Source organism: Polynucleobacter sp. JS-JIR-5-A7, assembly GCF_018687935.1.
Lineage (GTDB): Bacteria > Pseudomonadota > Gammaproteobacteria > Burkholderiales > Burkholderiaceae > Polynucleobacter.
Window position 1 is genome coordinate 328,448 of record NZ_CP061308.1, and the last position, 22,206, is coordinate 350,653.

General features: G+C 42.9%; 23 protein-coding genes and 1 pseudogene. 13 read left to right on the forward strand and 11 right to left on the reverse strand.

Annotated elements, in window-relative coordinates:
• Nucleotides 1-12: 12 nt before the first annotated feature.
• Entirely contained in the window at nucleotides 13-1,854 is a 1,842-nt protein-coding gene (locus tag AOC29_RS01750; RefSeq protein ID WP_251370037.1) for a carbamoyltransferase, read from the forward strand.
• 229 nt (nucleotides 1,855-2,083) lie between these two features.
• Here the strand turns inward: AOC29_RS01750 and AOC29_RS01755 are convergent, their stop codons facing one another.
• Together AOC29_RS01755 and AOC29_RS01760 are read right to left on the reverse strand one after the other, a co-directional pair.
• Nucleotides 2,084-3,208 (reverse strand): hypothetical protein, encoded by a 1,125-nt coding sequence (locus AOC29_RS01755; protein WP_215296348.1) that lies wholly within the window; start codon nucleotides 3,206-3,208, stop codon nucleotides 2,084-2,086.
• A gap of 238 nt (nucleotides 3,209-3,446) precedes the next feature.
• Complete coding sequence (locus tag AOC29_RS01760; RefSeq protein ID WP_215296349.1) at nucleotides 3,447-4,466, reverse strand: calcium:proton antiporter; 1,020 nt, start codon at nucleotides 4,464-4,466, stop codon at nucleotides 3,447-3,449.
• A 109-nt stretch (nucleotides 4,467-4,575) separates the two neighbouring features.
• Here AOC29_RS01760 and AOC29_RS01765 point away from each other — a divergent pair, with 109 nt between their 5' ends.
• The gene (locus AOC29_RS01765; protein ID WP_215296350.1) at nucleotides 4,576-4,938 is read left to right on the forward strand and encodes a sirohydrochlorin chelatase; all 363 of its coding nucleotides are present in this window, start codon (nucleotides 4,576-4,578) and stop codon (nucleotides 4,936-4,938) included.
• On the opposite strand, the gene cobA is transcribed toward AOC29_RS01765, so the two are convergent.
• Genes cobA through AOC29_RS01780 form a run of 3 tightly spaced genes read right to left on the reverse strand, consistent with a single transcriptional unit; the run spans nucleotide 4,861 to nucleotide 8,052 of the window.
• Nucleotides 4,861-5,715, reverse strand: a complete 855-nt coding sequence (gene cobA / locus AOC29_RS01770; protein WP_215296351.1) for a uroporphyrinogen-III C-methyltransferase — start codon at nucleotides 5,713-5,715, stop codon at nucleotides 4,861-4,863. The two genes, AOC29_RS01765 and cobA, sit on opposite strands and share 78 nt — an antisense overlap.
• Before the next feature lie 34 nt (nucleotides 5,716-5,749).
• Nucleotides 5,750-6,337, reverse strand: a complete 588-nt coding sequence (locus AOC29_RS01775; protein WP_215296352.1) for a DUF934 domain-containing protein — start codon at nucleotides 6,335-6,337, stop codon at nucleotides 5,750-5,752.
• A complete protein-coding gene (locus AOC29_RS01780; protein WP_215296353.1) occupies nucleotides 6,334-8,052 on the reverse strand; it encodes a nitrite/sulfite reductase in 1,719 nt (572 codons plus the stop codon). Before AOC29_RS01780 ends, AOC29_RS01775 begins: the two co-directional genes overlap by 4 nt.
• Nucleotides 8,053-8,229: 177 nt before the next feature.
• On the opposite strand from AOC29_RS01780, the gene AOC29_RS01785 reads away from it, so the two are divergent.
• The 4 genes and pseudogenes from AOC29_RS01785 to AOC29_RS01800 form a co-directional block, all read left to right on the forward strand.
• Complete coding sequence (locus AOC29_RS01785) at nucleotides 8,230-9,519, forward strand: serine hydrolase (RefSeq protein ID WP_215296354.1); 1,290 nt, start codon at nucleotides 8,230-8,232, stop codon at nucleotides 9,517-9,519.
• A 169-nt stretch (nucleotides 9,520-9,688) separates the two neighbouring features.
• A complete protein-coding gene (locus AOC29_RS01790; RefSeq protein WP_215296355.1) occupies nucleotides 9,689-10,006 on the forward strand; it encodes a hypothetical protein in 318 nt (105 codons plus the stop codon).
• A gap of 79 nt (nucleotides 10,007-10,085) precedes the next feature.
• On the forward strand, nucleotides 10,086-10,568 hold the full coding sequence (locus tag AOC29_RS01795) for a helix-turn-helix domain-containing protein (RefSeq protein WP_215296356.1): 483 nt from the start codon (nucleotides 10,086-10,088) through the stop codon (nucleotides 10,566-10,568).
• Between the two features lie 73 nt (nucleotides 10,569-10,641).
• Nucleotides 10,642-11,382, forward strand: a pseudogene (locus AOC29_RS01800) (nucleotidyl transferase AbiEii/AbiGii toxin family protein); the annotation flags it as partial.
• A 186-nt stretch (nucleotides 11,383-11,568) separates the two neighbouring features.
• Here the strand turns inward: AOC29_RS01800 and AOC29_RS01805 are convergent.
• The 4 genes from AOC29_RS01805 to AOC29_RS01820 are packed head-to-tail and all read right to left on the reverse strand — an operon-like array spanning nucleotide 11,569 to nucleotide 14,153.
• Nucleotides 11,569-11,943 carry a hypothetical protein gene (locus AOC29_RS01805; RefSeq protein ID WP_215296357.1) on the reverse strand — a complete coding sequence of 125 codons (375 nt, stop codon included), beginning with the start codon at nucleotides 11,941-11,943 and terminating at the stop codon, nucleotides 11,569-11,571.
• Between the two features lie 5 nt (nucleotides 11,944-11,948).
• On the reverse strand, nucleotides 11,949-12,182 hold the full coding sequence (locus AOC29_RS01810) for a hypothetical protein (protein WP_215296358.1): 234 nt from the start codon (nucleotides 12,180-12,182) through the stop codon (nucleotides 11,949-11,951).
• A gap of 34 nt (nucleotides 12,183-12,216) precedes the next feature.
• Complete coding sequence (locus tag AOC29_RS01815; protein WP_215296359.1) at nucleotides 12,217-13,128, reverse strand: amidohydrolase; 912 nt, start codon at nucleotides 13,126-13,128, stop codon at nucleotides 12,217-12,219.
• A gap of 29 nt (nucleotides 13,129-13,157) precedes the next feature.
• Entirely contained in the window at nucleotides 13,158-14,153 is a 996-nt protein-coding gene (locus tag AOC29_RS01820; protein ID WP_215296360.1) for a tripartite tricarboxylate transporter substrate binding protein, read from the reverse strand.
• A 136-nt stretch (nucleotides 14,154-14,289) separates the two neighbouring features.
• Between AOC29_RS01820 and pcaD the strand changes: the two genes are divergently transcribed.
• From pcaD to AOC29_RS01855, 7 genes are all read left to right on the forward strand, one after another.
• Entirely contained in the window at nucleotides 14,290-15,105 is an 816-nt protein-coding gene (gene pcaD, locus AOC29_RS01825) for a 3-oxoadipate enol-lactonase (RefSeq protein ID WP_215296361.1), read from the forward strand.
• Between the two features lie 58 nt (nucleotides 15,106-15,163).
• Complete coding sequence (locus tag AOC29_RS01830) at nucleotides 15,164-15,745, forward strand: HdeD family acid-resistance protein (protein WP_215296362.1); 582 nt, start codon at nucleotides 15,164-15,166, stop codon at nucleotides 15,743-15,745.
• 32 nt (nucleotides 15,746-15,777) lie between these two features.
• Nucleotides 15,778-15,963 (forward strand): hypothetical protein, encoded by a 186-nt coding sequence (locus AOC29_RS01835; RefSeq protein ID WP_215296363.1) that lies wholly within the window; start codon nucleotides 15,778-15,780, stop codon nucleotides 15,961-15,963.
• A gap of 35 nt (nucleotides 15,964-15,998) precedes the next feature.
• The gene (locus AOC29_RS01840) at nucleotides 15,999-18,176 is read left to right on the forward strand and encodes a TonB-dependent receptor (RefSeq protein ID WP_215296364.1); all 2,178 of its coding nucleotides are present in this window, start codon (nucleotides 15,999-16,001) and stop codon (nucleotides 18,174-18,176) included.
• A 110-nt stretch (nucleotides 18,177-18,286) separates the two neighbouring features.
• Entirely contained in the window at nucleotides 18,287-19,549 is a 1,263-nt protein-coding gene (locus AOC29_RS01845; protein ID WP_251370039.1) for a sorbosone dehydrogenase family protein, read from the forward strand.
• Nucleotides 19,550-19,576: 27 nt separating this feature from the next.
• Entirely contained in the window at nucleotides 19,577-20,155 is a 579-nt protein-coding gene (locus AOC29_RS01850) for a cytochrome c (RefSeq protein WP_215296365.1), read from the forward strand.
• Nucleotides 20,156-20,240: 85 nt separating this feature from the next.
• Nucleotides 20,241-21,317 (forward strand): acyltransferase, encoded by a 1,077-nt coding sequence (locus tag AOC29_RS01855; RefSeq protein ID WP_215296366.1) that lies wholly within the window; start codon nucleotides 20,241-20,243, stop codon nucleotides 21,315-21,317.
• Here AOC29_RS01855 and yjgA read toward each other — a convergent pair.
• The gene (gene yjgA / locus AOC29_RS01860) at nucleotides 21,314-21,841 is read right to left on the reverse strand and encodes a ribosome biogenesis factor YjgA (RefSeq protein ID WP_215296367.1); all 528 of its coding nucleotides are present in this window, start codon (nucleotides 21,839-21,841) and stop codon (nucleotides 21,314-21,316) included. The genes AOC29_RS01855 and yjgA overlap by 4 nt on opposite strands.
• 31 nt (nucleotides 21,842-21,872) lie before the next feature.
• Nucleotides 21,873-22,178, reverse strand: coding sequence for a helix-turn-helix domain-containing protein (locus AOC29_RS01865; RefSeq protein WP_251370040.1), 306 nt, complete (start codon nucleotides 22,176-22,178; stop codon nucleotides 21,873-21,875).
• Between the last annotated feature and the right edge of the window lie 28 nt (nucleotides 22,179-22,206).

The window sequence follows — 22,206 nt, forward strand, 5'->3', positions numbered from 1 at the left end:
TTTAAAAATTTCGTGTATATATTAGGGATTTCAGCCTATTACCATGACTCGGCAGCTTCTTTGGTGCATGATGGCAAGATAGTTGCTGCTGTACAGGAAGAGCGCTTTACTCGTAAAAAACATGACTCATCCTTTCCTAATCAGTCGATTACCTATTGCCTTAAAGAGGCGAGTATTCCACCGCATGAAGTTGACTATATTGTTTTTTATGACAAACCTTTTTTAAAGTTTGAACGTCTTCTGGAGACCTACTTGACTTTTGCCCCAAAAGGCCTCCTAAGTTTTATCGCATCGATGTCCATATGGCTTAAAGACAAGCTCTTTCAAAAGAGAGCGATAGTTAGAGCGCTACAAGATCTGTGGGGGACTGAAATCAAGTGGGAAGATCGATTGCTTTTCTCGGAGCATCATTTAAGTCATGCGGCAAGCGCTTTTTACCCCTCTCCATTTGAGTCTGCAGCAGTTCTGACGATGGATGGCGTGGGTGAGTGGACAACCACATCGCTGGCAATTGGTCAGGGGAATGGGCTTGAGGTAGTAAAAGAAATTCACTTCCCCCATTCTTTAGGTTTGTTATATTCTGCATTTACTTATTACACCGGTTTTAAGGTTAACTCTGGCGAATATAAAGTAATGGGCTTGGCGCCTTATGGAAATCCTGTATATGCTAATTTGATAAGAAATTATCTTATTGATATTAAAGAAGATGGATCATTTGCATTGGATATGAGCTACTTTAACTATTGCGCTGGTCTTAGCATGACTAATAAAAAGTTTAATGCTCTATTTGGCGGTCTACCAAGACAGCCTGAATCAGAATTGACTCAACGAGAGATGGATTTAGCCGCTTCCATTCAGGCGGTCACTGAGGAGGTAGTTATTAGATTGGCAAAGAGCATTGCAAGAAGCACGGGACAAAAGAATTTATGCCTTGCAGGCGGAGTGGCTCTTAATTGCGTGGCAAACGGAAAACTCTTGCGTGAGAATATATTCGAGAATATATGGATACAGCCTGCATCAGGGGATGCTGGGGGGGCAATAGGCGCTGCGCTTGCCATTTATTACATTATGCTTAACCGGGCTCGAACGGTTGATACGAATCAATTGGATGGCATGAGTGGCTCTTATTTAGGCCCTAAATTTACTCAAGAAGAAATTCACGAAGAGTTAACAAGATGTGGCGCCATTTTTACAACATATGGACCAGACGAAGTCCTGGTAAAAACTGCGCATGCCTTAGCCGATGGAAAGGCTGTTGGATGGATGAGTGGTCGTATGGAGTTTGGACCACGTTCATTGGGCGGTAGGAGTATCTTAGCCGATCCAAGATCTGCAACAATGCAAAAATTACTTAACCTCAAAGTCAAATATCGGGAGTCGTTTAGACCTTTTGCGCCTAGTGTTTTACGCGAAGATGCTTCCGAATGGTTTGATCTAGATACAGACTCCCCTTACATGCTTTTAGTAGCTGATGTAGCCGAATCAAAGAGGTGCGCTTTGACACAGAATGAAGAGGAGCTGTTCGGCATTGAAAAGCTCAATAAGGTACGCTCTTCAATTCCATCCGTAACCCATGTGGATTACTCCGCTAGGGTGCAAACAGTTAGCGAAAAAACTAATCCACGGTATTACCAGCTTATTAAAAATTTCAAAAAGATCACAGGCTTCCCCGTTCTAGTAAATACTTCGTTTAATATTCGGGGCGAACCGATTGTTTGTTCGCCGACTGACGCATTTAGATGCTTTATGGGAACCGAATTGGATATTTTGGTGGTTGGAAATGCAATCTTAGAAAAGACTAAACAATCAAACTCATTGGGGGTTGATTACAAAAAAAAATATGAATTAGACTAAATTTTTTATTAGCAATTAAACTCAAAATTTCCCTATAAATTAATTATTTAAAATGAGGTAATTAATAAAGTAATCATATTAAAGTACATCTTGAGCTGCATGGATTAAGTGTAATTTCTTGGTGGATTAGGGAAAAATGATCAACCTGAAGCTGATAATAATTGCACGACATTAGTATTAAGCTGCGACATCATAAAATCAATGATATTTTTTTGAAAATTTAACGTATTTATTTAATTCGCCTTGCAAGCTCATTTGCAACTATTTGATTTCCTTCTTTGTTGAAATGAATATCTCCCTCAACAAAAAGATTCTTATACCAATTTGGATCAGTTCGAGAAGCCTCTATAAAATTTGGATACAAATTTATAAGTCCAGCACATTTACTCATACTAATGCATGCGTCGCCTATAAATTTTTCCCAATTCGTGCTTGAGGATTTAAATTTTATTTGTGCAGGCCATGGATAAATGAGTAAATAAAATTCACCATTTTTATTGCTTGCAAGAGAATTAATTTTTTGCAAATTATTTAATATCTTTCCTTTTGCATTTTCAATGCCAATGGGAGCATATCCCTCAGGATAAAATTTGTTGTTCAAGACTTGAAGTTCTTTGCTCCAGGTGAATGCTGATCTTGGATTTAGAAAGGGATCCGGCCAACCAGCCCCTTTAATTTGAAATATTTGATGCTTAATATATCTTATTATGCGAGTTGTTAATATAAATCTTTGTAAGATAAGATTTCTCAGGGAATCTTTTTCTATTGACTGTTGATTCATCTCTCTTGGCTCATCACTATCGCTGCCTCCGGAAGCCCATCTAGTTGCCTCATCCTGCACATCGCTGATATCTACGGCAAGAACAAATTTATGCCGCTCTCCATTAAGCTCCTCAATTAATTTCTTATAAATATAATAATAAACAGTGGGAGAGTAAGAGGGTACACCAAGATTAACGACACAATACTTACTTAGACTTTCAAATTTCCCGACAAAAGTTTCATCCCAAGGACCATTTATTCCATATGTAAAAGAGTCTCCAATGAAATATAAATTCTCTTTGCACCCCGAAATATTTTGACTATTCGCAATTCTGCGGCCGCGAGCATCTGTGGTGAGGCGATAGTTGTTATTTCCCCAGATTTGAAAGCCATCATAGTTTCGCTTTAGCTCATAAAAACCAGATGGATGTAAAACAAGATTATTTTTATTTTTTTCATTTCCTAACTGACTTGTAGAAAAAATAAAATCGAGTAAAAAAAAAATAACAAATGTCGCAAAAAAAGAAATTACAGGAATGAGAATTGCAAAAAATTTATTTTTGCAATTATTGTGGTTATTTATATTTTTCATTTATATGAGTATAAAAACTATTTAATTTCCTTGTTCATATTTTGATCTATACATGATGCGCCTGTAGCTTTAAAAAATGAAATATAGGATTTTTTATGTGGTTACTTGGTCATAATTAATTCTTTAAGCTATTGGGGAAAGGCTTGGGTAACAAGTTATTAATAGGACGCCAAAATTCTATGTAAATTATAATTTCAATACTGATCTATAGGTAATATGAAGCTAAAAATTCCCTATGCTATGGAACTAAACTCAAAAACAAATACTCAAAGAAGATTATCAAATGAACCATACCCTGAAGTAAGGTGGTTCTACCAATGGCTAGAGTTAGCGCCCCAATAAAGAATGACAAATACATCAGCGTCATATTAAGGTCGCTGATGCCCAGACTTAGCGGGAGATTAAAGAAAATAGCAATCGCTGCAACTGTGGGAATGGTGAGTCCAATGCTGGCTAAAGCAGAGCCTAGGGCTAAGTTCAAACTACTTTGTAAGCGATTAGCTTTAGCAGCTCTGATAGCAGCAAAACCTTCTGGTAACAATACCAAGAGTGCGATAGCAATACCCACAATAGTTTTAGTTGCTCCTGCAGCAGCAACACCCTTCTCAATCGCTGGACTTAACAGCTCTGCAAGCCCTACTACCATGATAAGTGATAGCAAAAGCAATATGGCACTAACTGCCGTCTTTACATTGCTTGGCTTGAGCGCATGAAAATTAATATCTGTTTTTTTATCTTCTGTACTTGGTAGGTAGTAGTCGCGATGGCTAACTGTTTGAAAGAATAAGAATGCAATATAAAGAGCAAATGAAGCCACACCAGCAAAGGCTAGTTGGCTCTTTGTAAAGTCAGGCCCTGGCGTACTGATGGTTACAATCGGCATAACCAAAATAAAAGTGGCTAAGGCAGTCAGTACTGCCAACGCTGAGTTGGTACCCTCATTTCTGAAAGTCATTTCATGGTGAGTGAGGCCGCCCACAAAGATGCAAAGGCCAATAACGCCATTCACCACAATCATTACCGTAGCGAACACCGCATCACGTGCAATAAATTCTGATCCTTCGTGGCCCGTGAGCATCATGGAGATAATGAGCGATACCTCAATAATGGTGACGCTAATCGATAGCACTAATGTTCCAAATGGCTCACCTATTTTGTGGGCGATTGCTTCAGCGTGATGAACGGCTGATAGAACGGCACCAATTAGAGTGACGCTCATAAGGGCAATAAACCAAGTTTGGCTTAATAGGGCAGTCATAGATGCATTCTGGAAAATGAGGTTAAGCTAGCGGGTGAATTCACCCTAAAACGATTGATTATTGATTTTTAACTATTCATTACTGATTACTGAGAGTTTATAGCCATCCATGAAAGCCATTATCTTATTTGGGCACGGAGCAAGGGACAGCCGCTGGCGCGAGCCTTTTGATCGCTTGGCCACGTTGTGGCGTGCTCAGCATCCTGATACTCCTGTTGAGTTGGCTTTCTTGGAGATGATGCAGCCTTCATTAGAGGAGGCAGTGACTTTTTTGGCTGGCGGTGGGGTCACTCAAATTACTGTGGTGCCTGTTTTCTTTGGGCAGGGCGGTCATTTGCGTAATGATTTCCCGGTATTGCTAGAGGCCTGCAAAAAGCAGCTCCCTGGGGTCAAATTAAGCGCTACGCCTGCTGTTGGTGAGGATCTGGCTGTCTTGCAAGCCATCGTCGACTTCGGGGCCAGAGCCCTCTAAGTTGTTTGTCTTTGTTGAATTTCTTAAAGCTTCACCAATCATGATGAGCGCCGGGGAGCTGCTATCAAACCATTGATCTGCTTTGCCTGCAGCCAGTTCTTTTAGGGTGCTGGCCCAAACGCGTTCACGCGAAGTACTAACGGCTTCTAATATTTGTACAGGTGTACTAGCCGTTTGATTGGGGCTTTGCTCAATTAATTGCTGCGCAATTTTGGCAGCATCTTTGCGACCCATGTAATACACCAGCGTATCTGCATTAGGATTGGTTAATGGTTGCAGGGCTTGTCCTAGAGCGATATTTTCACTACCCTGCGCAAGAGTTATAAAGGCAACGCTACGCGATACACCGCGCAATGTCAGCGACTGCTGAAGGCTCGCTGCACCAGCAAGGGCTGCTGTGATGCCTGGTACAACTTCTACTGCAATACCGGCGGCTTTAAGAGTCTGGATTTCTTCATCAGCACGACCAAAGAGCATCGGGTCGCCGCCCTTGAGGCGAACAATGACTTGATGTTTCTGGGCTGCATCTACCAAGCGTTTATTAATGAATTGTTGAGCAGAAGAAAGCTTGCCACAACGCTTACCAACCTCTATTTGAATTGCTTGCGGGCACAGCGTGAGCATCTCTGGGCCAACCAAAGCATCGTAGAAAACAATGTCAGCTTTCTTTAAAAGCTTAGCGCCACGAACTGTAATGAGGTCTATCGCGCCCGGACCAGCGCCAACTAAATACACCTTTCCTGGCGTTTGGTATTGTTGTTGGATTGGCTTGGACATAGTGTTTGCTTAATGTACTTTTATAGATTTCTACTTATGCGCTTGCGCGAGTAGTTCTGAGTCCACGCCAGCTGTTTTGGGTTGTAACTGAATATAGGTCAAACTGCTTTAAAGCGATATCTAAGTTTTGATCATGGCGCATTGCAAAACTATTAAAACCAACACGAGCGCCTTGCAAGAGTTGGTCAATTAATACGTCACCGATCGCTCGGATTTCACCTTGCCAAGCAAAGCGATCACGTAGCAAGGCTGCCGTACTGAAGCTTCTACCATCTATAAAAATAGGAAAGTGGGCTGCCACTAGGGGCCAGACTTTTTTGCCAGTCTCAATCACTTCTGTATGCTTGAGAATGTCATCATCAGTTGCAAACCACACACCAATCTGACTGTTCTTAGCTAGCGCCAAGATATCAGACTCATGGTGATGCTCGAGCCACCATTTAAATGGCATCAATACTTTATGGGCGCCATGCTCAAGATCGGGCAAGCCACCTTCATCTTGGCTACTACTCCAAATTTGCCATTCATTTGGGGCTAATGTTGGCTTGCCGCCTTTGGGAAAATGCAATATTTCTTGATGTGCGGGTATGAAATTGGCATTAGATATTGGAGTCACGCTCATGATGCCTCTTTTGTGACTTTTTCAGCCTTATCCTTTTTCTTCACATCTTTGTAAGCTGCCTCTTTAAACGGAGCCACTCCAATGCGGCGATAAGCTTCAATAAAGGATTCATCTTCACTGCGGTTGCTTACGTAAGTGTTAATAACGTTTGAAATTACATCAGAAATTTCATCAGCGTAGAAAGAAGGGCCAATTACTTTGCCAATAGAGGCATCGTTACCTTGCTCGCCACCTAAAGTAATTTGATACCACTCTTCACCATCTTTATCGACACCGAGCACGCCGATATTGCCAACGTGATGGTGGCCACAAGAGTTAATGCAGCCTGAAATATTGAGGCTAATGTCGCCTAAATCAAATAAATAATCTAAATCATCAAAGCGCTCTTGAATCGCTTTAGCAATAGGAAGGGACTTGGCATTTGCCAATGAGCAGAAATCACCACCAGGGCACGCGATGATGTCAGTGAGCAACCCAACGTTTGGCAGAGCAACCTTTTGCTTCTTGGCCTCTTGCCAGAGTTCATATAACTTAGCTTGCTCAACATCAGCAAGAACCAAGTTTTGTTCATGAGTAGCACGCAAATCACCAAAACTATATTGGTCAGATAAATCTGCAATCGCAAGCATTTGCGTAGTCGTAGCATCACCAGGAGCAACTGTACCGTGCGGCTTTAGCGACAGAATTACGCTGGCATAACCAGGTGCTTGGTGCGGTTTAACGTTACGTTCTAGCCAACGAGCAAAAGTTGCTTTATCAGATTCGCTTGCGGCGCTAATAATTTTCTCATTGCTTAATGCAGGTAGCGTTTTGTATGCGGGCTTTGTGAAATGCTTCGCAACGCGATCCCACTCTGCTTGAGTGAAGTTGTCATCACCATTTTTAATGTGTACCCATTCACCTTCAACTTGACGAGAAAACTCTTCTGGGCCTAAGGCTTTTACCAAAATCTTGATGCGGGCTTTATAGAGATTATCTCGACGGCCAAAGCGGTTATACACACGCAAGAGTGCAGTGAGGTAGCTTGGTAAGACATTCCAAGGGAGCCCTTGTTTAATGAGCGATCCCAAAATAGGGGTGCGACCCATACCGCCCCCTGCATAGATGTCAGCAGTGAGTTCACCGTTATTCACATTAGGATTTTTCTTAAGTTCGATACCAACGTCATGACAAAGCAATACGGTACGATCTTCTTTTGCGCCGTTGACAGCAAACTTAAATTTACGTGGCAAATGTACGAATTCTGGATGCAAGGTTGACCATTGACGCAGTAATTCGCAAACAGGGCGAGGATCAATATATTCATCACCAGCAACACCTGCAAATGCATCGCTCGTAATATTGCGAATACAGTTGCCAGAAGTTTGAATAGCGTGCATCTCTACTTTGGCAAGCTCAGCCAAAATATCTGGAGTGTCTTCTAGTGTGACCCAGTTGAACTGAATATTTTGACGAGTTGTGAAGTGACCATACCCACGATCATATTTTTCGGCAATGAGCGCCATGGTGCGCATTTGTTTGGAATTAAATAGACCGTAAGGAATCGCCACACGCAGCATGTAGGCATGGCGCTGGTGATAGAGGCCATTCTGTAGTCTTAATGGACGAAACTCTTCTTCCGCAAGACTGCCATCAAGACGCCTGGTCACCTGGTCTCTAAATTGTGCAACCCGTTGGTCTACAAGGGTTTGGTCGATATAGTCATATTTATACATAGCCCACGATTGTCAGAGTTATTCTATATTCCGCCAAATACTTAAAAATTGATCTCATATAACTTAGAGATATATAGCCCGGAAATAGACCCAGAACCCAAAAGTCTGCTTCAATAGTCCTAAACCCTAAAAAAGAGGGCTTAAGCTAGGCCCCGAAACATCAAAAACGGAGACAGCATGAAAAAACCTCAACAAATCGGCTTGGTAGCCGCCCTCAGCTTCGGATTAATGACGAGTGGCGTAGGTTATGCCGCAGATACCTCAAAAGCGCCTTTGCCCCTTAGTAGCAATCCTGGCCAAGGATTTACCCAGGAGGGTCTCAAAAGAATTGATATGTTCTTTGCTGATCAAATTGCTGCTAACAATATGCCCGGCGCCGTATTGGCGGTTGCCAAGAATGGCAAGCTAGTCATTTTCAAACCTTATGGATATTTGGATAAAGCCAACAACAAGCCCATGACAACTGATGCCATCTTTAATTTGGCATCGATGACTAAGGTGATGGCTGCCGTAAGCGGGCTCACTTTTTATGAAGAAGGGAAGTTGCCGCTCAATGCGCCGATCTCCAATTGGCTCCCCCAATTTAAGGATATGAAAGTGGGCAAGATTGATGCCGATGGAAATCTCACTACCGTGCCAGCAAAAAATCCCATTACTGTTCAAGATCTCATGCGCCATACCAATGGTCTCACTTATGGCGGTCGCGGGGCAACACCGGTACATAAATTTTATCCAGCAGGTTCAGCACCCGCAGCCGTTCAATACAATGCCCAAGAATTTATTGATAAGTTAGCCAGTGCACCATTGCTCTATGAGCCAGGCACTGCATGGGATTATGGTTTTGGATTGGACGTGCTCGGCATCATTGAAGAAAAGATAGCAGGCAAGTCTTTGGGTGCAGTTATGCAGGAGCGTATTTGGAATAAAGTCGGAATGTCGAATACCACTTTTGACTTGGCTGAAAAAGATCGTGCTCGCTTAGCGCAACCATTGCCGATTGACCCGCTTACTGGTAAATCACAAAAGGTTGATATTCATACACAGAAGGTGAAGTTTGATTGCGGTGGCTCTTGTGCCTATTCTACTGCTGGCGACTACATTCGCTTTGGCCAAATGCTGCTTAATGGTGGCAGTCTTGAAGGTAAGAAAGTATTAGGTCCGCAGACAGTGGCATTTATGACATCAAACCATTTAAACAAAGACATTAAAAACAATGTCGGCGGTACTGAGCCAGGTCGCGTAGGTTATGGCTTCGGTTTGGGTGTAGCAGTTCGCACTGATAGAGGCTTGTCAGCGATTAACGGTAACGTTGGCGATTTCACCTGGAACGGCGCATACGGGACCATCTTTTGGACAGACCCTAAAGAACAAATGGTGGTGGTCATGATGGGTGTAGCGCCAGGCGAAATCCGCAAAGTGCATCGTGAGCAATTGAATGCCGTGATTTATGGCGCATTGGAGAAGTAATGAAAAGTTAGAAGAACAGCTAAACCTGACCACTCCAATTGAGTGGATATTCCCTTCTTTAAAATTAGCGCAAGCACAAAAAATGCTTGCGCTAATTTTTTTATCCAACACATTTATTTCTGGAGATCGATATGACATAACTTTTTAACAAGAATTTGAGGAATTTGTTATGTCACGAACAGTTAGGCGTAAAAATCAGCGGCATGAATATGCATGGGTTTTAAAAGATTGGGATTTATTTCTGAAAGGAGGTCCAAGTATTCGTCATGATCAACGCTCACCCGCTGGAAGAAAGGCGATTGCGCTATTTCATTCTGATAAAGAAACCACCATGGGGAGTGGGGCGCCGCGATGGTATCGCAAGGTTTTTGATCGGCGTCGACGCACCAGAAACGACAGAGTGATGAGGCAATGGCTCAGTAACTTTGATTACGACCCTGTTTTTGAGGCTAGCCACAAGCATGATGCCAATTGGTCTTGGTGGTGAGTGAGTATTTCGTTGGTTTTTATAAAATATGTTTCTTATAGTATACAAATAATATAAATTGTATATAATAAGAAACATTGTGATAGCAAAGATTAATCCATCCCCAGCCCAAGACTTGCCTTTGTTAGCCCGTTTAGGCGCTCAAATAACGGCTAGAAGAAAGGTTTTGAAGGTTCGCGCCCAGGTTTGTGCTGAAGTAGCCGGTATTTCAAGGGTGACATTACATCGCATTGAAAAAGGCGAGCCTACAGTGAGTATTGGGGCTTATTTGCAGGTCTGCGAAGCCTTGGGTTTGCATTTAGCTTTATTGCCAATAGTTGGCGAAAAAGAGGATATCAATTTACATGATCCCGAAATGCCCCATATCCGCATTAAAGACTATCCCCAATTAAAGGCGTTGTCATGGCAGCTAAAAGATGACGAGTATTTAACGGATGCTGAAGCAATGTCAATTTATGAGCGGAACAAACGCTTTTTAGATTTAAGTCATCTTAAAGAGCACGAGAGAGTATTAATGCAAAGATTGATAGATACAAGAGGAATGGAGCAAATGCTTGTTTAGGCGTAAACACCACCAGGGTATTGCTGGCATCCTGCATTAATTTAACGGCGATCTATTAAGGGAGCATCAATGTTACTTTGGTGGTGGGACGGCTATAGCTTTACTACAAGATGAGTATCGGGAATCTGTTGATATTGATTTCCTTGTCTCTAATAAAGAGTATTACCGCGAATTGCGTCATTTATTAACAGATACAGCAGGTATTTATACCATCGCCAAGAAGGACGCTAAATTGGTGTTAGCCCGCGATATTAAGGCGGATCAGTATGGCATCCGCACAATGATCCAGTCGGGAGATATAGCTGTCAAATTTGAAATTGTTTTAGAGGGTCGTATTGAATTTGATTTACCCGGCCCGAGAGATATAGTTCAAGATGTTGCGACCTTAACTAGGCTGGATTTGTTAGCAAGCAAGTTATTGGCTAACTCAGATCGATGGAATGATGCGGTTATCTATAACAGGGACATTATCGACTTTGTAATGCTATCACCAAGCAAGATTGAGTTGAGTAGCGCATTAAAAAAAGCCTATCAAGCATATGGTGATAGCGTGCACAGGGATCTGCATAAAGCTATTAATAAGTTATTAACCCGCGATGGGTGGCTAGACACTTGTATGAAGATGTTAAAGATAGAGCTTCCCAAAGCGCTCTTATGGCAAAGACTCAATGATTTAATGCGTGATCATTCGCAACTTTTGAAAAGTTATGTGGCTATAAAGCTGAGGGTAGTAAATGACAATCAAGTAAAAAAATTTATTGATAAAAAGTTAAAAAACATTGACCATATTTTGGCATATCTGAAAGATAAATAAATTACTACTTTGAAAGTCTTCTTTAGAGTTCAGGAAAATATTTGAGGCTTTCGAAATGATGGGCTTCAACAGCTTTTTTATTAATTTTTAGACCCTGAGCTTACAGTACCAGTTACCATATTTTTGTTGGCAGAGGTGATGCTTTAGAATAAGTAGATGAATTTCTTCGCTGACATATTTGCTGAATTATTGAAGATTAAATTCCCGATAGTGTCTATATAAGTTAGCAATTGACGCAAATCCTAGGGTCACAATCAGTATTGCAAATAAGTATTCAGTGGTGAGGTAGTTAAAGACCTTGAGTTGGATGAGGATCGCAGCTGCTATAAAAGCACCAATCGATCCAAACGCTACCAGTTTGAAATTGGGTATAAATGCACCCAAGGTGATTGCAATAAATACTAAGTAGAGCTCTGCAACCAATTGGTCCGCAGTCACAAAAATAGAATTGGTTAATTCTGGGTTAGTAAATTTTCCCAAAACGGCAATGGTCAAAATGCTAGCTAAGATCGCAAAGTTCAACTTTGCTTTGGAGAGAATGGCTTTTAGTTGATCGTTCATATTGCTCAGGCTAATGGAGCGCCATTGCCATTAAAGACCAGGCTAATGCCAAGCCATAAGAGGATGAAGGCAACAAGTACGGTGAAGCCAATTTTCTTGAGGAAATATTCCAGACTATCCATATAAGCTTCATCATTACGACCAAACCATTGATCAAAGCGTTTCCAAACTAGGCGACCTACCACTAGGGGTAACAACATCGCAACAATGCCTAAGATGACGGTAAGAGTGGTATCCATATAAAACTTCTTTCTACTGTATTTGCTAGCTTATTTATAAATTGATTGCCGGAAAGTCATACAGGATACAAGGGTTATCGACCATGATCGATTTTCTTAAGTTTGAGTCTATAACCCAATCGCCAAATAGGTCACACAGATCAGCATCGTGAGGCATGTTTTTCTTCACCATTACATGGGGCCAATCGCTACCCCAGACCAGTCGCTTAGGATTGGCGTCTATCACTGCATCATTAAAAGGGCGCATATCAGTATAAGGAAGATTGCCATCACAAATGCGATAAGGGCCTGTCATTTTGACCCAGGCCTGTTGGTTTTTGAGTAACTCCAATAAGCCCTGAAAACCTTCATCATTTACTCCATTTTTTGCATGGCTGTAACCAAAGTGACCAAATACTAAATCTACCGGAAAGTTTTCAAAGACCTTAGCTAAGTCTGGATATTCATTCACATGCATGAGGAGTTCAATATGCCAACCAAATGGTTTGATGCGCTCTGCTAAAGCTTTTAGATTTTGAATTGGTAAACCAGCAGACTTATCGGCTACATCCACAATATTGCAACGAATGCCACGCACACCAGCTGCATGCAGTTGCTCTAATTCTTGATCGATAAATTTATTTACGTTATTTGAAACAACGGCTACACCACGAAAATTTTTAGGTTGCTCCTTGAGCGCTGCTAACATCGCACGATTATCAGAGCCATAGACGCTCGGTTGTACTAGCACTGCTCGATCTACACCAAGCATATCAAGCAAAGATTCGTAGTTCTCTAAGGTAGCGTCTGGTGGTGTGTAGATACGCTCTTGCGCATAGGGAAATTGAGTTGCGGGGCCACAGATGTGGGCATGACAATCAACCGCCCCAGCCGGAAACGCAATCTTCGGCGATCGTATTTCTGGGTCAGGGGCTTGGCACAGAGGCGCTGAAGGATGATTGGTCAATTGCTTTACCGCTTTTTGACTGCGTTGCTTTACTGCGGTTCTATGTTGGCATCTTTTGCAATCTTTTGATACTTCGCCATTTCTTCACGCACAAACTTGCCAAACTCAGCTGGGCTCATTGGGGTTGCTTTAATGCCTTTAGCTTCATAAGCTGTTTTGACTTCAGGATCTTGCATCGATTGATTGATGTCGGTATTAATCTTTTTAACTACTGCAGCTGGAGTGCCCGCAGGCGCCCAAACACCAAACCAAAGACCAATTTCAAAATTGGGATAGCCTTGTTCAGCGATACTCGCAATTTCTGGAACTGCTGCATTACGCGATTTGCTAGTTACCCCAAGAGCACGCACCTTGCCACCTTTGAGTTGCCCAATCGCAGTATCAAGTGGTGCCATATAAAAAGCAGTGCGGCCTGACATGGTGTCAGAAATCGCTTCAGGTGATCCTTTATAGGGAACGTGAATGAGTTTGATGCCCATCATTTGATTGAAGTACTCGCCCGCCAAGTGAGTAGAGCTGCCAACACCTGCTGAAGCAAAGGTAATCTCACCAGGTTTGGATTTTGCAGCGATCACTAAATCCCGAATCGTTTGATAAGAACCATCTGCGGCAGTGATTATGACGTAAGGGGTTTGCCCAAGAATGGCCACATCAATCAAGCTCTTGAGGGGGTCATAAGGCAATTTTTTATAAATAGCAGGGTTCGCTGCATAGGAAGCCGATTGCACGAGCAGGGTGTAACCATCTGGGTCAGCGTTGACTACAACACCTGTCCCGATCAATCCGCCAGCACCAGGACGATTTTCAATAATGACAGGCTGCTTCCAAGACTCGGTCAGGCTCTTTGCAACGACTCGTCCAGCAATGTCAGCCCCAGAGCCAGTAGTCAAAGGCACGATCATCTTGACAGTGCGATTGGGGTAGCTTTGGGCATTAGCTATGGCTGCAGATACGGAAAGGCTCAGTATCAGAGTGAGTTTGCCAAGCATGCGGGTGCGCTTGCCCTGAATTTGTGATGTCAACATCGTGTCTCCTATGACTTTTATGGCGTCGTTTTTATAGTGGCGTCTAAATACCTTCTAGGGTATTTCATTGGATAATCTAACACGGTCTCAAAAATAGATAAATAGAGGCCGGTAGATCCAAAAAAGGCGGAGACAGATGACCCAATTGCAAGACACCAAAACCGTTAACGTCAATGGCGTTGATATTGCCTATCGATTTGATGGTCCCCAAGATGGCCGAGTACTGTTAGTGGCCAATAGTTTGATGGCCAACGGCAGTATGTGGGATTGGAATGTGCCTGCTCTTGCTGACCGTTACCGCGTGCTGCGTTACGACAAAAGAGGGCATGGCCAGTCTGGAGTTGTGCCTGGTCCATACAGCATTGCGCAATTAGCTGATGATGCTATTGGTTTATTGGATGCACTAAAAATTGAGAATGTGCATTTCATGGGCCTATCGATTGGCGGAATGATTGGTCAGCAATTGGGCGCTCGTTATCCTGAGCGCATTCTTTCACTTTCACTTTGTAATACCGCCAGTGAAATGCCACCCCGCAGTTTGTGGGAAGATCGTTTTCAAACAGCCCGCTCACAAGGCCTTACTGGTCTGGTGGATGGCACGATTAGCCGCTGGTTCACAGCGCCATTTGTAGAACGTGCTCCACAAGATATCGAAAAAGTACGCCAGATGATTTTGGCTACTAATGTGGAAGGTTATATCGGCTGCGGAAGTGCAGTGCGCGATATGGCACAAAGCACGATGTTGCTGAAGATTAAGGCGCCAACCCTGGTTCTATCTGGTCGTCATGACCCTGCCTGTACCGTAGATCAAGGTATTGTGCTTAATCGTCTGATTGATGGATCGCAGATGGTTATTATTGAAGACGCAGCCCATTTATCGAATATTGAGCAGCCCACTCGATTTAATCAAGCGGTGCGAGAGTTTATTGATTCGGTAGACAACCATCTTTAAGTTTTGAAGATGCTAAAGATATATTGCTTATTTTGCAGTGATCACTAAAAGGTTCCTCATGACCGACTTATCAGTAGAACAAATGAAAGTACTCCGTGCCAATGTATTGGGCGCGGCAGCAAAAGTTCCGGGGGCACTCATTGGTCTAGGCATTTTGTTCCTCATTCTCGGCATGATTGGCATTGCCGGTCAAACCCTCTTCTCTCTGGTTTCAGTCAATGTGCTGAGTATCTTCTTATTTGCAGGCGGCATTCTTCAGGGAGCGCATGCATTTAAATCTGCCGGCTGGAAAAGTGTTGGCGTGCAGCTGATTTTTGCTATTTTGTATATTGGCGCAGCAATTTATGTATGGGCATTCCCGATTCCTGCCCTTGAAGCGATTACTTTATGGCTTGCTGCAATCTTCTTCATCACTGGCTTCTTGCGTTTGGTCTCGGCATTTCAGCATCGTCATTTTGCTGAGTGGTTCTGGCTTGCCTTATCTGCAGCCATTTCTATCTTGATGGGCGTACTCATCATGAATAGCTTCCCATCATCAAGCTTATGGTTACCTGGCCTATTAATCGCTATTGAATTGCTACTACAAGGCTGGACATTATTGTTCTTAGGTTTTGCGGCCAAATCATTAACGAAGCAATAAACACTGAATCATTCCATATAAAGAGCAAAGTCATGGCAATGAAAAAAACAGACCTGTACAAGAGCTTAGCCTTGACTACTGCTCAGCGTATGAAGAATGCTGCCAAAACTCCAAAGCCTGGAGCTGCCGATGCAGTAGCAAAAACCAAAAAAGAGCTAGCAGAGGCAAACCCGATGCTAGCTTCTTTGATGGGCAAGAGTAAGCCAAAGAAAAAATAAGAAAAAATGCTGGTAGTACGTTCTTAATAATGGTTATGTGTAAGCAACTGCAATCTAGCGTGAATGTTCTAGCTCTCTTATTAGTTTTGCAATCTGGTCAATCTTGGGCGCAAATTGCACCACCCCCAAATTACGATCAAAAGCTCAATGACATGGTGGTGAATGCTACTCGTTCAGGAACACCTCTAGATGAAATGTCACTCAATACAACGATTCTGACAAAAGAAGTATTGGAATCCTCTCCTGATCAAACTGTTGATCAAATACTCAAGAATGTACCAGGCGTATTTTTAAATGATGTGCCTTACTACCAAAAAGATCCTACTGGCCAAAGCATTAACGTGCGCGGCTTAGGCTATGGCCGCACCCTAGTATTAATCGATGGCTTACCAGCAAATGACGCCTTCTACGGAACAGTACAGTGGAACTTGGTGCCGATGTCTTCGATTGAGTCAGTGGAGTTTGTGCGTGGTGGCGTATCGAGTTTGTATGGCAACTACGGCATGGGTGGTGTGATTAATATCAATACCAAAACGCCTAAAAATAGTTCTCAAGAAGTTTCTGCCAGCATAGGCTCATTTGCAACAGGTAACGTGGCCGCCTCAAAAGACCTGGTTGTGTCAGATGCAATGCAAATGCGCTTTTCTGCAGATTACTTTTCTAGCGAAGGCTTTCAGAACTACGCTACGATTTCTCCAGGTTCACCGAGCAATATTAAAAATGGTATGGGCACTGATGCAGTCAAGAATTCGAATGTCCGCCTACAAAATTACTTCAAGCCTACACAAGATACCAATGCATTCTTAAGAATGGGTTACAGCACGATGGCTGATCTCAGTAATAACTATGCGATTGCGCCCAATTTAATTCAGACAGCTGATGTGGCGGGCGGTTCTACTACAAATCTAGACGTAGATAAAAAAGTGCAGGTCAATGCTTATTATCAAAATACCAATTTTTTTAAGCAAACAGCTAACAACTTAACAGTTGCACCCCAAAAGCCCTATATTAATGCCAACTATACCGATCCTTATTCAACACTTGGAGCATCAGCTCAATATACGCATGATCTAAAGACTGCCGGAATTGATCAATACATTCTTGGTGTTGATGCTAGAAATATTTCTGCATCTAATTTGACAAATAATCTAAATACCACTACTGGTAACGGCGCAGTGACTTCTGTGAACTATGCTCAAGGGCAGCAAAATTTTTATGGGCTGTTAGGGCAAATCAAATCGAATGCCAGCGCTATCCCGCTGGAGGCTACTTTGGGTGCCAGAGTAGATGTATGGAATAGTCAGACCCCAACGCTATATAACGCAGGAGTAAATGGTTCTAGCCCTGTGTATCAAGCTATTCCAAATCAAAGCAAGACTCAACTGAGCCCATCTTTGGGACTTGTTTATAAAGCTACTGACGATTGGAATTTACGTAGTGCTGCCTATCAAGCTTTTCATGCGCCGAGTATGAACAATACTTTACGTAGCTATGGAAACACTACAACTGGTTACTCGATTGCAAATCCCAATTTAACGCCTGAAACCATGACGGGTTATGAAGTGGGAACAGACTACCGATGGAAGGGCGGTTTTACTCAGTTAACAGCATTTAATAATTACATTCAAAATGCTATTACCAGTTACAAAATCACAGATGCTAATTCTGCCTTCGCATACAGTCTTTGTACTGCAAGCGGCATTACCGTTTCTGCCCAGGGTTGTAAGAGTTCTGGTGGATACACTAACGTCAGTTACTACACCAATCAACAGAATTTATTAAGTCGCGGCCTTGAGTTGCAGTATCACCATGATGTCAATGAGCATTGGGCTTTGGATGGCGGTTACTCCTATACTCGTACCATATTAACGTGGACCGCAACTACCGACCCAACTAACACTCAGGTGGGTGGTGTGCCGATGAATATGGCAAATGTGGGTATTACGTATTACCCAGCACCCAATGCGAGTCTGACAACTACGTTTCGTTATGTGGGTAACTCTTGGATGTCTACTGGCACCCTACCAGTTCCAGCTTATGCCGTTGTGGGTCTAAAGGCCAACTATCAGATGACCCCTCAGGCCTCAGTTTTTGCCTCTGTAGTCAACTTATTTAATCGGCAATACGTCACTTTTAATATTGCTTCTGCGGCAAGCTCCTATCAAGCAGGGATGCCTCAGGCGATTACCGTGGGCGCGCGTATAAGCTTTTAAACTAGGTCAATATAGGGCATTACCCTAGGAAATGGGTGTAGCTCCTTGGGTAAAAGAGTGCTTAAATAGGCGCTGAAGTCAAAATACTTACTAAAAAATGGGAGATTTAAATGCAAGTTATTAAGAAGCCGGCGATGAATAAGCTCATCCCATTAGCCGTAGCTTTATTGGCAAGCTCAGTCATCGGTTTGCAGGGTTGCTCAACTAGCAATACTCCTCTAGCCGAGGCTCCCAAGCCGGCTCCTGCACCAGCATGGAAACAAGGTATGGGCGCAGATATGTCAACTTCCAAGTTGGCTCCTTTGGCTGGCAAGATGACTGCTACCCCAGCAAATGAAATTCCCCTCAATACTTTGAAATTACCTCCTGGTTTCAAGATTGAAGTCTATGCAAGCGGTATTCCGGGTGCACGAGAAATGGCAATGGGTGACAACGGTAAGATTTATATCGGTACCCGTGGCATTGGTCGCATTTATGAAGTGAGTAATAACGGTAAAGAACGTAGTAGCCGAATTGTGGTTGATAAGTTAGTACAACCTTCTGGCGTTGCGTATAAAAATGGCTCACTCTACGTCATGGCGATTGATAAAGTATTGCGCTACGACGGTATTAGCAAAAATCCTACTGTGGCACCAGTGGATATGACCTCTAAGTTCAATTTGCCACCAGAGCAACACCACAACTGGAAGTATTTAGCCTTTGGTCCAGATGGTAAATTGTATGTACCTTTCGGTGCGCCTTGTAATATTTGCGAACTGCCAACACCTGAGTATGCGCAGATTCGTCGCTATAACCCCGATGGCTCTGGTATGGAAGTCTTAGCTACTGGTGTCAGAAATACGCAAGGCTTTGATTGGCACCCCGTTACCAAACAACTCTGGTTTACAAACCATGGGCGTGATTGGATGGGAGACGACAAGCCGAACGACACTTTGAATATCCTGACCAGTAAAGGTGAAAACTTTGGCTTCCCTTATTGCCATGAAGGCAATATGCCAGACGATAAAGTCATTAAGCCAAATGCTTGTGAGGGCGTAACCAAGCCAGTTGCACTATTAGGTGCTCACGCTGCAGCGATGGGTATTACCTTCTACACCGGTAATATGTTCCCAGCTGAATACAAAAATGTGGCATTTATTGCTCGCAAGGGCTCTTGGAATCGTAACGTCAAATCAGGCTATGACGTTGTGACTGTCAAGGCAGATGCAAACGGTAAGAATGCCAAGATCACACCTTTCATTACCGGCTTTATGAATTCTGCTGATCAGTCTTTCTGGGGTCGTCCTACATTCTTCCTACAGATGCCTGATGGTTCCATGCTCTTGACTGATGAACAGCTAGGTGCCATTTACAGAATTACTTACAAGAAATAAGTATCGGCCTATAAAGTATTGGCTTTAATGAGATTGGTAAAAATAGCGGCGTTTCTCTCGGGGGTTTATCTCTCGATAGTTGCGCCGCTTTCTTATGCCCAGAATATGAGTGCCAAACTGGTAGTTTGCGGAGCTTGTCACGGTGCCGATGGAAATTCCACCATGGCAGGCACTCCTTCTCTAGCAGGGCAACCTAAAGTATTTCTAGAAAATAATCTCATCATGATTCGCGAGGGGATTCGGGATATTCCTGTGATGAAGGGTCAATTAGATGGTTTGAGTGACCCTCAAATTATTGCTCTTGCAAAGTTTTATTCTGCTCAAACACTAAAACCTGCTCCAGGCCAGCGTGACGACGCGCTCTATGAAAGAGGACAACTGCTTTCAAAGCAGGTTCTTTGCGGAACATGCCACTTGCCAGACTATGTGGGTCGCGAGCAAATGCCTAGGCTAGCGGGACAGCGTGAAGATTATTTATTGCATACCATGCGCCAATTCCGCAACAACCAAGCGACTGGGCGAGATACGATTATGGCTGCATCCTTGTATGGCATGAATGATGATGATCTTAGGGCTATCGCCCAGTACTTATCCCAACTAAAATAAGATTTTTACAAGTACATCAAAAGATTTGACTTATAGCTACTTAAGCGAATGCTTGATGTGCAGCCTTCTAAAGTAGATCACCTCATTGCAAACCAAAAACCATTTTTTATTAATTGATTTTCTCAAGGTCTTTGCGGCCCTCTTAATCATCCTTCATCATTTGTCGAGCTACGGACAGATCGCAGAGGATGCACGCACAGTGTTGCCAGAACTAATGACTTGGTTGTTTGAATACGGACGCTATGCAGTACAGATTTTTTTGGTCATGGGGGGTTACTTGGCCGCCCAATCCCTGACGCGCACCAGTAACTTAAAAAATCTCCAAACTGTTTTGAGGATTATTTTTAATCGCTATCTACGCTTGTTCGCGCCGTACGTTATTGCGCTGATCATCACCATAGCTTGTGCGTGGGTGGCGCGTTTTTGGGTACAAGATGAATTCGTGGGTGAATCAGAAACGCTCAGTCAGTTTTTAGCGCATCTATTTTTTCTGCAGGGTATCTTAGGGCTTGATTCTATTTCTGCTGGCGTTTGGTATGTCGCGATTGATTGGCAGCTATACGCAATTCTGGCAACCGTATTGGGAATGTTTCCTACCTTTCGTTCGGTAGTGTGGTTTTTAGCCGTACTGTGTGCTCTATCGCTGCTGTATTTCAATAGAAATGCTGACTACGAAAATTATTTCATCTACTTTATTGGCTCTTATGGTTTAGGTATTTTGGCTCAGCTTTGCAAAAATTATCCCGATCGATTAATCAATCGCTTTGCTAGAGTAGTGATGGGGGCTATTGGTATGGCAATCATAGTTGCCAGTTTTCAAGAGTTTTGGCTACGAAATATTCTGGCTTATGTAGTAGCTTTAGTTTTGATCCTCTGGGGGGATTGGACCTACATTGACCAATGGCGAGATCAAAAATATTTGCGTCCACATAAATTTGTGAATGCCATTTTATGGAGTAGCAGAAGATCGTATTGCGCTTTCTTAATACACTTCGCTTTTATCTTGTTGGCTAATACGCTCTACATCGGTTGGGGCATGAGCCGGCAACATGATGGAGTCATGGCGATAGTTCTGATGTGCTTCTCTTTAGTAGCAAGTTGGCAAGCTGCGAATTATCTCTACCGATGGGTAGAGGTGCCTGCGCGGAGAATTAAATTCTAAAGCCCCATTTCTTTTAAGACACGAAAGATTTCTCGATAAGCCTTAGGCGGCTTATTTTGCTCTTTCTCTCTACGCGCATTGCGAATAAGGGTGCGCATATTCTGAATATCCATATCTGGATATTGCTCAATCATTTTGGTAAAAGTTTCATCATGGGCGATAAGCCGATCACGATAGCCCTCTAAGAAATGAAGCTTTGCAGTCTCTGCTTTACTGATACCCTGAATGGCATCTAAACGTTTTTGAATCGCTTCAAGTTCTTCTTCATCCAGAAAGCGCATGAGCTTACCTAGATACTGCTTATGGCGACGAATCGCTTCAAAACTCTTAATCTTGTTAGTTTCTGCAATCGCTGTTTTGATGGCGTCATCTAAGGGAATGGTTTTGAGGGCATCGCTACTCAAAGCTGCCAATACCTCTGCCAATTTCTGGCGTTCAGTCATTTGGCGCTTTAACTCCGACTTGCTAAGGCCTTCATCTTCCTCAGCAAGCTTGGGGGTACGATTTTTCTCATTAATGTGCATCTAAGTATTTTAGACGGGTATTTGATCCGAATTATTCTTTACTGATCTTTTGTTTGAAAAGTCGCAGACTATCACTAGAAAACAACTGACTGCGACCAATGACGGTTGATGGCTGTAATCTACCGGCCTGGACATATCTCCGCAAAGTGGGAAGTGAAATTTCTAAAAATTCTGCAGCCTCTTCTGCCGAAAAGGTAGCATTTCTCAGATGTCCAAATACTTGTTCGTTAGTGTAATCGGCCTCCTTAAAGGCATTTATTGCAATTAAAGAGAAAAATTTAATACGTTCTTTTGCTGACATTTTTTGCACTTGAGCAAATAGATCCTCAGCAGTCATCGTTGGAGTCATTCATTGACCTCGCTTT

Excerpts from the sequence above, each read along its gene's own strand:
- AOC29_RS01755 (WP_215296348.1), bottom strand. The coding sequence starts at position 3,208 with ATGAAAAATATAAATAACCACAATAATTGCAAAAATAAATTTTTTGCA.
- AOC29_RS01760 (WP_215296349.1), bottom strand. The coding sequence starts at position 4,466 with ATGACTGCCCTATTAAGCCAAACTTGGTTTATTGCCCTTATGAGCGTC.
- AOC29_RS01765 (WP_215296350.1), top strand. The coding sequence starts at position 4,576 with ATGAAAGCCATTATCTTATTTGGGCACGGAGCAAGGGACAGCCGCTGG.
- cobA (WP_215296351.1), bottom strand. The coding sequence starts at position 5,715 with ATGTCCAAGCCAATCCAACAACAATACCAAACGCCAGGAAAGGTGTAT.
- AOC29_RS01775 (WP_215296352.1), bottom strand. The coding sequence starts at position 6,337 with ATGAGCGTGACTCCAATATCTAATGCCAATTTCATACCCGCACATCAA.
- AOC29_RS01780 (WP_215296353.1), bottom strand. The coding sequence starts at position 8,052 with ATGTATAAATATGACTATATCGACCAAACCCTTGTAGACCAACGGGTT.
- AOC29_RS01785 (WP_215296354.1), top strand. The coding sequence starts at position 8,230 with ATGAAAAAACCTCAACAAATCGGCTTGGTAGCCGCCCTCAGCTTCGGA.
- AOC29_RS01790 (WP_215296355.1), top strand. The coding sequence starts at position 9,689 with ATGTCACGAACAGTTAGGCGTAAAAATCAGCGGCATGAATATGCATGG.
- AOC29_RS01805 (WP_215296357.1), bottom strand. The coding sequence starts at position 11,943 with ATGAACGATCAACTAAAAGCCATTCTCTCCAAAGCAAAGTTGAACTTT.
- AOC29_RS01810 (WP_215296358.1), bottom strand. The coding sequence starts at position 12,182 with ATGGATACCACTCTTACCGTCATCTTAGGCATTGTTGCGATGTTGTTA.
- AOC29_RS01820 (WP_215296360.1), bottom strand. The coding sequence starts at position 14,153 with ATGTTGACATCACAAATTCAGGGCAAGCGCACCCGCATGCTTGGCAAA.
- pcaD (WP_215296361.1), top strand. The coding sequence starts at position 14,290 with ATGACCCAATTGCAAGACACCAAAACCGTTAACGTCAATGGCGTTGAT.
- AOC29_RS01830 (WP_215296362.1), top strand. The coding sequence starts at position 15,164 with ATGACCGACTTATCAGTAGAACAAATGAAAGTACTCCGTGCCAATGTA.
- AOC29_RS01835 (WP_215296363.1), top strand. The coding sequence starts at position 15,778 with ATGGCAATGAAAAAAACAGACCTGTACAAGAGCTTAGCCTTGACTACT.
- AOC29_RS01840 (WP_215296364.1), top strand. The coding sequence starts at position 15,999 with ATGTGTAAGCAACTGCAATCTAGCGTGAATGTTCTAGCTCTCTTATTA.
- AOC29_RS01845 (WP_251370039.1), top strand. The coding sequence starts at position 18,287 with ATGCAAGTTATTAAGAAGCCGGCGATGAATAAGCTCATCCCATTAGCC.
- AOC29_RS01850 (WP_215296365.1), top strand. The coding sequence starts at position 19,577 with ATGAGATTGGTAAAAATAGCGGCGTTTCTCTCGGGGGTTTATCTCTCG.
- yjgA (WP_215296367.1), bottom strand. The coding sequence starts at position 21,841 with ATGCACATTAATGAGAAAAATCGTACCCCCAAGCTTGCTGAGGAAGAT.
- AOC29_RS01865 (WP_251370040.1), bottom strand. The coding sequence starts at position 22,178 with ATGACTGCTGAGGATCTATTTGCTCAAGTGCAAAAAATGTCAGCAAAA.